This is a genomic window from Lutibacter sp., assembly GCF_013139515.1.
Lineage (GTDB): Bacteria > Bacteroidota > Bacteroidia > Flavobacteriales > Flavobacteriaceae > Lutibacter.
Genome location: NZ_WTAR01000094.1, coordinates 1 through 7,395, shown reverse-complemented (window position 1 = coordinate 7,395; position 7,395 = coordinate 1). Strand labels below are relative to the sequence as shown.

8 protein-coding genes are annotated in these 7,395 nt (G+C 30.7%); all 8 read right to left on the bottom strand.

Features of this window, described 5'->3' with window-relative positions; translation table 11 throughout:
- Positions 1 to 772, bottom strand: a 772-nt coding sequence (locus GQ540_RS08910; protein WP_291800189.1) for a nucleotide sugar dehydrogenase, incomplete at its 3' end; no start/stop codon positions are given.
- Positions 773 to 995: 223 nt separating this feature from the next.
- The gene (locus GQ540_RS08905) at positions 996 to 1,304 is read right to left on the bottom strand and encodes a GIY-YIG nuclease family protein (RefSeq protein ID WP_291800187.1); all 309 of its coding nucleotides are present in this window, start codon (positions 1,302 to 1,304) and stop codon (positions 996 to 998) included.
- A 73-nt stretch (positions 1,305 to 1,377) separates the two neighbouring features.
- The gene (locus GQ540_RS08900) at positions 1,378 to 2,649 is read right to left on the bottom strand and encodes a nucleotide sugar dehydrogenase (RefSeq protein ID WP_291800185.1); all 1,272 of its coding nucleotides are present in this window, start codon (positions 2,647 to 2,649) and stop codon (positions 1,378 to 1,380) included.
- Between the two features lie 96 nt (positions 2,650 to 2,745).
- Positions 2,746 to 3,120: a four helix bundle protein gene (locus tag GQ540_RS08895; RefSeq protein ID WP_291800183.1), complete on the bottom strand. Its 375-nt coding sequence runs from the start codon at positions 3,118 to 3,120 to the stop codon at positions 2,746 to 2,748.
- Positions 3,121 to 3,153: 33 nt separating this feature from the next.
- Positions 3,154 to 4,143 carry an SDR family oxidoreductase gene (locus GQ540_RS08890; protein ID WP_291800181.1) on the bottom strand — a complete coding sequence of 330 codons (990 nt, stop codon included), beginning with the start codon at positions 4,141 to 4,143 and terminating at the stop codon, positions 3,154 to 3,156.
- A gap of 220 nt (positions 4,144 to 4,363) precedes the next feature.
- Entirely contained in the window at positions 4,364 to 5,377 is a 1,014-nt protein-coding gene (gene rfbB / locus GQ540_RS08885; RefSeq protein WP_291800179.1) for a dTDP-glucose 4,6-dehydratase, read from the bottom strand.
- A 103-nt stretch (positions 5,378 to 5,480) separates the two neighbouring features.
- Positions 5,481 to 6,350 carry a dTDP-4-dehydrorhamnose reductase gene (gene rfbD / locus GQ540_RS08880; protein WP_291800177.1) on the bottom strand — a complete coding sequence of 290 codons (870 nt, stop codon included), beginning with the start codon at positions 6,348 to 6,350 and terminating at the stop codon, positions 5,481 to 5,483.
- Positions 6,343 to 6,915: a dTDP-4-dehydrorhamnose 3,5-epimerase gene (gene rfbC, locus GQ540_RS08875; RefSeq protein ID WP_291800175.1), complete on the bottom strand. Its 573-nt coding sequence runs from the start codon at positions 6,913 to 6,915 to the stop codon at positions 6,343 to 6,345. Before rfbC ends, rfbD begins: the two co-directional genes overlap by 8 nt.
- Positions 6,916 to 7,395: the final 480 nt, after the last annotated feature.

Here is a 7,395-nt window from a genome sequence, read left to right as displayed (position 1 = left end):
GGTAAATAAAATTATAACCAATTCTACTGTCTGAACCTATTCCAATACGTACCTGATTTGCATCAGCTCCTACCTTTTCACAAATATTGGCTATCTCATTCATAAATGAAATTTTTGTTGCCAACATGGCATTTGCAGCATACTTTGTCATTTCTGCAGAACGAATATCCATGGCTATAAAACGGTCGTACGACATACAAAATGGTGCGTATAGCTGTTTCATTTTTTCTACAGCACCCTCATTATCTGCTCCAACAACCACCCTGTCAGGTTTCATGAAATCGTTAATTGCTACGCCTTCTTTTAAAAATTCTGGATTTGAAACCACATCAAATTCAATAGTTACGCCTCTTTCATTTAGTTGCTTTTGAATGGTGTCTCTCACCTTATCTGCTGTTCCAATAGGCACGGTAGATTTATCAACCACCACTATTGGTTTTTGCATGGTTTCTCCAATAGATGTAGCTACTGAAACTACATATTGTAAATCTGCCGAACCATCATCTCCCATTGGCGTACCAACTGCAATAAAAACTATTTCAGCAGTGCTTAAAGCTTCTTCTAAATTTGTTGTGAAAAATAGATTTTCGTTTTTTACATTTTTTAATACCATGTCTTCTAAACCAGGCTCATAAATTGGAATAATTCCTTTGTGTAACTTTTCTATTTTAGTTGCATCTATATCTACACAGGTTACTTTATTTCCCATTTCTGAAAAACATGTTCCTGAAACTAATCCTACATATCCTGTTCCTATTACTGCTATGTTCATTTTATTCTTTGTTATTTGTCAGGCTGAGCTTGTCTAAGACTTTTTTAGTTGAATTGCACTTCGACAGGCTCAGTGTGACATCATATTTTATACTTCTTATTATTAATTAAAAACTCTTATAATTTCTCATAATTAAATCAGAAAACACATTTAGTGTCAGGCTGAGCTTGTCGAAGACTTTTTTGTTCAATTGTACTTCGACAGGCTCAGTGTGACATTTTATTTAATCTTTAGGCTTACCGTGCTCTGAATGATTTTTAGAAAGCAACACTAGCTTGTCCCAATCTTCGTTTATCAATGCCTCCTTCTTCAATCTACTCCAACCTTTAATTTTTTTCTCTCGTAAAATAGCTTCATTAATCTCTGAAAACATTTCAACCCATACTAACTTTACTGGTCGTTTAGAAAAAGTATACGCTTTTACATCTTTCCCTAAATTGTGTTCATTCAATCTACGTTCAACATTATTAGTAACACCAACATAATAAGAGTTATCTGAGCATTTTACAATATATACATAATAATTTTTCATCAAAAAAACACTCCGACAGGCTCAGTGTGACATTTTATTTTATACTTTTCTTCTTCACTTTAGCCTTTACCACCTACAACTTCCCATCAACCTCACAATCTAATGCCCCTTTAACATCGTAAATAATTCCATTTTTATTTAAATAATTGCTGAAATCTATGTCTAAGAACTCATTATGCGAAACTGCTAACACAACACCATCAAACTTAGTAGAAGGTATGGTTTTAAATGTTTCAATACCGTATTCATGCATCACTTCTTCTGGGTTTGCCCAAGGATCAAAAACAGTAACATCTGTACCAAAGTCTTTTAAACTTTGAATCACATCTACCACTCTTGTATTTCTAACATCTGGGCAATTTTCTTTAAAAGTAATTCCTAATACTAAAATTTTAGCATTCTTAATTTTAGCTTCATTATCAATAAATAGCTTAATTATTTCGGTAGCTACATAACTTCCCATGCTATCATTCATTCTTCGTCCTGCTAAAATAATTTCTGGATGATACCCTACTTCTTGTGCTTTTTGTGCTAAATAATATGGGTCTACTCCAATACAATGACCACCAACTAAGCCTGGCTTGAATGGTAAAAAGTTCCATTTTGTACCTGCAGCTTCTAACACTGCACTTGTATCAATATCTAATAAATTAAAAATTTTAGCTAATTCATTTACAAAGGCAATATTAATATCACGTTGTGAATTTTCTATCACTTTTGCAGCTTCAGCAACTTTAATTGTAGGCGCTAGATGTGTGCCAGCAATAATTACTGATGCATATAAATCGTTTACTTTTTTTCCAACTTCAGGAGTTGAACCCGATGTTACTTTTAATATTTTTTCAACGGTATGTTCTTTATCTCCTGGATTAATTCTCTCTGGTGAATATCCTGCGAAAAAATGGTTGTTGAATATTAATCCCGAAGATTTTTCTAAAATAGGGATACAAACTTCTTCTGTAGCGCCTGGGTACACTGTTGATTCATAAATAACAACATCTCCCTTTTTCAATACTTTCCCAACTGCCTCGCTTGATTTCACTAACGGAGTTAAATCTGGTTTGTTATTTTTATCTACAGGTGTTGGTACTGTTACAATGTAATAATTACAAGATTCAATATCTTGAATAGCTGTTGAACAATATAACCCTATTTCATTTGAAGGTTTTTCTACCAGTACTTTTTTAAGTACTTCATTTTCAACTTCTAATGTGCTATCTACTCCTTTTTTTAATTCTGAAACACGTTGTTCATTGATGTCAAACCCGACTACTGGGTATTTTGTAGCGAATAATCGTGCTAATGGTAATCCTACATATCCTAATCCTATTATTGCTATTTTCATTTTTGTGGCTTTCGGTTTTCGGTTTTCGGTTTTCGGTTTTCGGTTTTCGGTTTTCGGTTTTCGGTTTGTAAAAGTACTAATTTTTAAAACCCTTCTTCATTCAAATTTATTCCAATTACTTTTTACATAACGTAAAAAGCTAAAAATTTTAGCTCCTAATTTATCATATTCATCTTTTAATCTTCTAGCTTCATTTGCTATATCTGGGTATAAGAATTCTATTTTTTCCAAATGACACGTAGTTTCAAGATTACTCGCATGTGAGTATGTTAAAAACTTTATAAAATCAGCTTTATATTGTTTTCTCCCATATCCTTCAACAATATTTGACACTACAGAATCTGAAGACCTTCTTAGTTGACTACCTAGTTCATATTTTTCATAATTCGGTAATTTTAACGAAAGTGTATGTGTTTTATAAAACAAAGATAAACTCAATGTGTAAATATCTAAATCTTTATAACTTTTCATTTCCTTTTTCTAACTGATAACTGATAACTGATATTACTTTAGATTCTCCCAATACCATGCTACTGCTTTTTCCAATCCGTTTTCCAAGGAATATTCGGGTTTATAATTTAATAGTTTTGTTGCTTTTTCTATAGATGCTAATGAATGTGGAATATCTCCTGCTCTTTCTGGCCCGTACTTAATTTCAATAGCTGCAATTTTGGAGTCAAATTTAGCCAGTTTTCTTTTTAATGCTTCAACTAAATTATTTAAGGTAGCTCTTTCGCCAAATGCTACATTATATACTTGATTTAACGCTTTCGTATTACTAGTACTAATTGCCAATAAATTCATTTGAATTACATTATCTATATACGTGAAATCTCTTGAAAATTCACCATCACCATTTATTAAAGGCGATTCATACTTCATAAATTGCATGACAAATTTTGGAATAACTGCAGCGTATGCTCCTTCTGGGTCTTGTTTTCTTCCAAAAACATTAAAATAACGCAAGCCAATTGTATTTAAACCATAGGTTTTATAAAATATTTCAGCATACAATTCATTCACATATTTGGTAATTGCATACGGTGATAATGGTTTTCCAATGACATTTTCTACTTTTGGCAATCCTTTAGAATCTCCATATGTTGATGAACTTGCCGCGTACACAAATCGTTTTACATTTGCATCTCTAGCTGCTGTTAACATATTTAAAAACCCAGAAATGTTAACATCATTCGTGGTTTTTGGATCTATTATTGAACGCGGAACAGAACCTAAAGCTGCTTCATGCAACACATAATCTACTCCTTCGCAAGCTTTAGTACAATCTTCAATATTTCTAATATCGCCAACTATTAATTTAAAGTTTGGGTTCTCTAATAAGTGTTGAATGTTTTCACGCTTTCCGGTAGCAAAATTATCTAAGCATACTACTTTATTTTTAAGCTGAAGTAAGGTTTCACACAAGTTAGAGCCAATGAATCCAGCGCCTCCTGTTACTAAGATTTTACTGTTACTTATGTAGTTATTTTTCATTGTTTTGGGATTATCTGTTTTCGGTTGTTGGTTTTATTTGACTAATACAAAGGCTTTTCGGTTGCTGTTTTAACCTTAGTTTTGGTCTTAATTCAACTTCTTCATTTCTTAGAGAAAGATTGCTTCAATCGTTCCTCTTTCGCAATGACGTTTCTTGTGAACTTACAACTACTTAGTTTTATTCTTGGTATTGGTTTTAGTCTTCATCTAATTTTTGGTTTTACCCTTTATACTTTTTCAAATACCATTCAATTGTTTTTAAAATACCTGAATCAAAATTTTCATCGGCTTTCCAAGCTAACTTAGTTTCAATTTTAGTGGCATCTATTGCGTATCTAAAATCGTGACCTGCTCTGTCTTCAACATAGCTAATCTGATCTTTATAACTTTTATCTTTTAACGGTACTAAACCATCTAACAATTCACATATTTTAGCGACAATATAATTGTTGTTTTGCTCGTTTTTCCCTCCAATATTATAAACTTCTCCTGATTTTCCTTCAAAATATCCCAATTCAATTCCTTTACAATGATCTAACACATATAACCAGTCTCTAATATTTTTGCCATCTCCGTATACTGGAATATTTTCACCTGCTAATGCCTTTCTAATTACTGTTGGAATTAGCTTTTCATTGTGTTGTTTAGGTCCGTAATTATTTGAACAATTTGTAATTACCGTATTCATTCCATAGGTATGATGATAACTTCTAACAATCATATCACTTCCAGCTTTTGAAGCACTGTAAGGTGAATTTGGTGCGTAAGGTGTTTCTTCAGTAAATAAACCTGTTTCGCCTAAAGTTCCATAAACCTCATCGGTTGAAACGTGTAAAAATTTATTGTTTTCAAACCCTTTTTTATACACAAAAGGCTTTTCCATCCAATATTTATAAGCAACATCTAACAAGGTAAAAGTTCCTTTTATATTTGTTTCAATAAAAACTCCCGGATTTGAAATAGAATTATCTACGTGAGATTCTGCAGCTAAATGTATAACTCCATGAACTATATAATGCTGAAAAACGCGCTCTATTAAATCTCGATCACAAATATCTCCATGTACAAACGTATAATTTGGTGCCTTTTCAACAGATTTTAAATTTTCTGAATTTCCCGCATATGTTAATAAATCTATATTTACAATGTTATAATTTGGGTATGTATTTACCAAATGTTCCACTAAATTAGAACCTATAAAACCGGCTCCTCCTGTTACTAATATTGCATTCATTTAATGTATGTTTTATGTGTTTAGGCAAAAGGTTAAAGATAAAATTTTATAAGGAATGTGCAAAAGGTTTCAATTCTTATTTTAAATGAAATAATTAGATTACTTAACTCGTAATATTCCTACTTTCTAAACAATTTTTTAGTGAAGTTTCCCAAGCAGGTATTTCAAGAGAAAACACTTCCTTAATTTTAGTAGTATTTAATAAACTAAAATTTGGTCTTTTAGCTTTTGAATTGAATTTTTTTGAAGAAACTGGCAGCACAACACACTTAGAGTTAGCCAGTTTCATAATTTCTTTCGCAAATTGAAACCAACTACACTCACCACCATTTGCATAATGGTATACTTGTACACCATCACTTTTTAATAAAGGAATAATTTGTAACATGGTTTTTGCTAAATCATACGCATTGGTTGGAGATCCAATTTGATCTGAAACTACCGAAACAGTTTCTTTCTCTTGGCTTAACTTCAACATTGTTTTTACAAAATTTTTACCAACATTTGAGTACAACCAAGATGTTCTAATAATTATAGAATTGTTTGGATTTACTTTTAAAAAAGCCTGTTCCCCTCTTAATTTTGAAGTTCCATACACATTTTGAGGATTGGTTTTTGAAGTTTCTACATATGGAATTTTAGAAGTACCATCAAAAACATAATCGGTTGAAATATGTATAATTTTAATAGCTTTCTTTTTCGCAATTTTAGCTAAATTTTGAACTGCTTCACTATTAATTTTAGTTGCTAAATTTGGTTCGTCTTCAGCTTTATCTACATGTGTATAAGCGGCACAATTTATAATAACTGTTATCTTATTAATTAAAATAAACCTAGAAACTTCTTCAAAATTGGAAATATCTAAATTACTTTTATCGGTAAAAAAGAAGATGTAATTAGAAAAATTATGTTCCAAACTCTTCAATGCCAATCCTAATTGCCCTTTTGAACCTGTAATTAGTAAATTACCCATTTAAACTGAAATTTTCTTCAAACAAATCAGCATTTTCAAAAGTAGGCTGCATCTTATCTTTTTCAGAAATTAATAGTAGTTCTTTCGATAATTTCCAATCTATTTGCAAAGTAGTATCATTATACATCATTCCTCTTTCAGACGCTTTATGATAATAATTATCAACTTTATAACAAAAAATTGCTTCATCGCTTAACACCACATAACCGTGAGCAAAACCTTTTGGAATGTACAATTGACACTTATTTTCTTCACTTAATTCAACAGCTTCATATTGGCCAAAAGTTGGGGAGTTTTTTCGTATATCAACAGCAATATCTAATACACTACCTTTAACAACACGCACTAATTTAGCTTGTGCAAAAGGTGGTAATTGATAATGCAACCCGCGTAAAACTCCTTTTGTAGATTTGGCTTCGTTATCTTGAATAAAATTAATAGAACCACCAATAAACTGTTCAAACTGTTCTTTTTTAAACGATTCGAAAAAGTAACCTCTTTCATCGTTTAAAATAGTTGGCTTACATAAAACCACATCGGGAATTTCTGTTCTAATAAATTTCATGTTTTTTAAACTATTTAGACCTTGCTAAATTAACTAATTATCACAAATTTTTATATTATTTCTAAAAAATGACATAAGAATTACAAATCTCAACACTTTTTAAACATTTTCTTTTTTCTATTTCTTACCATAAAATAGCCTCTAATTGCTATTTATTTCTAAATATTTAAATTAATTATAAAAGAATTTATGAACATTTTAGTTCATAAAACTAAAAGAGCGAATAATTATTGTAGTGCGAAAAAAGTTTATTTAAAAGCAAAATTCAGCCATTTATATGTGAAATACAACCATTTATTTTAAGGGATGTGATATTTATCACGTGTTTTCTTATATATATGAAGTAATTTTATCGCATAATTCACAAATTTATATAACAATTTTTAATTAATACTTAAACCCTTAAATTATGAAAACAAAATTATTAAGTTTAACCGCTATTTTTATGATAGCAATTTTTTCAAACAATGTGATGGCGCA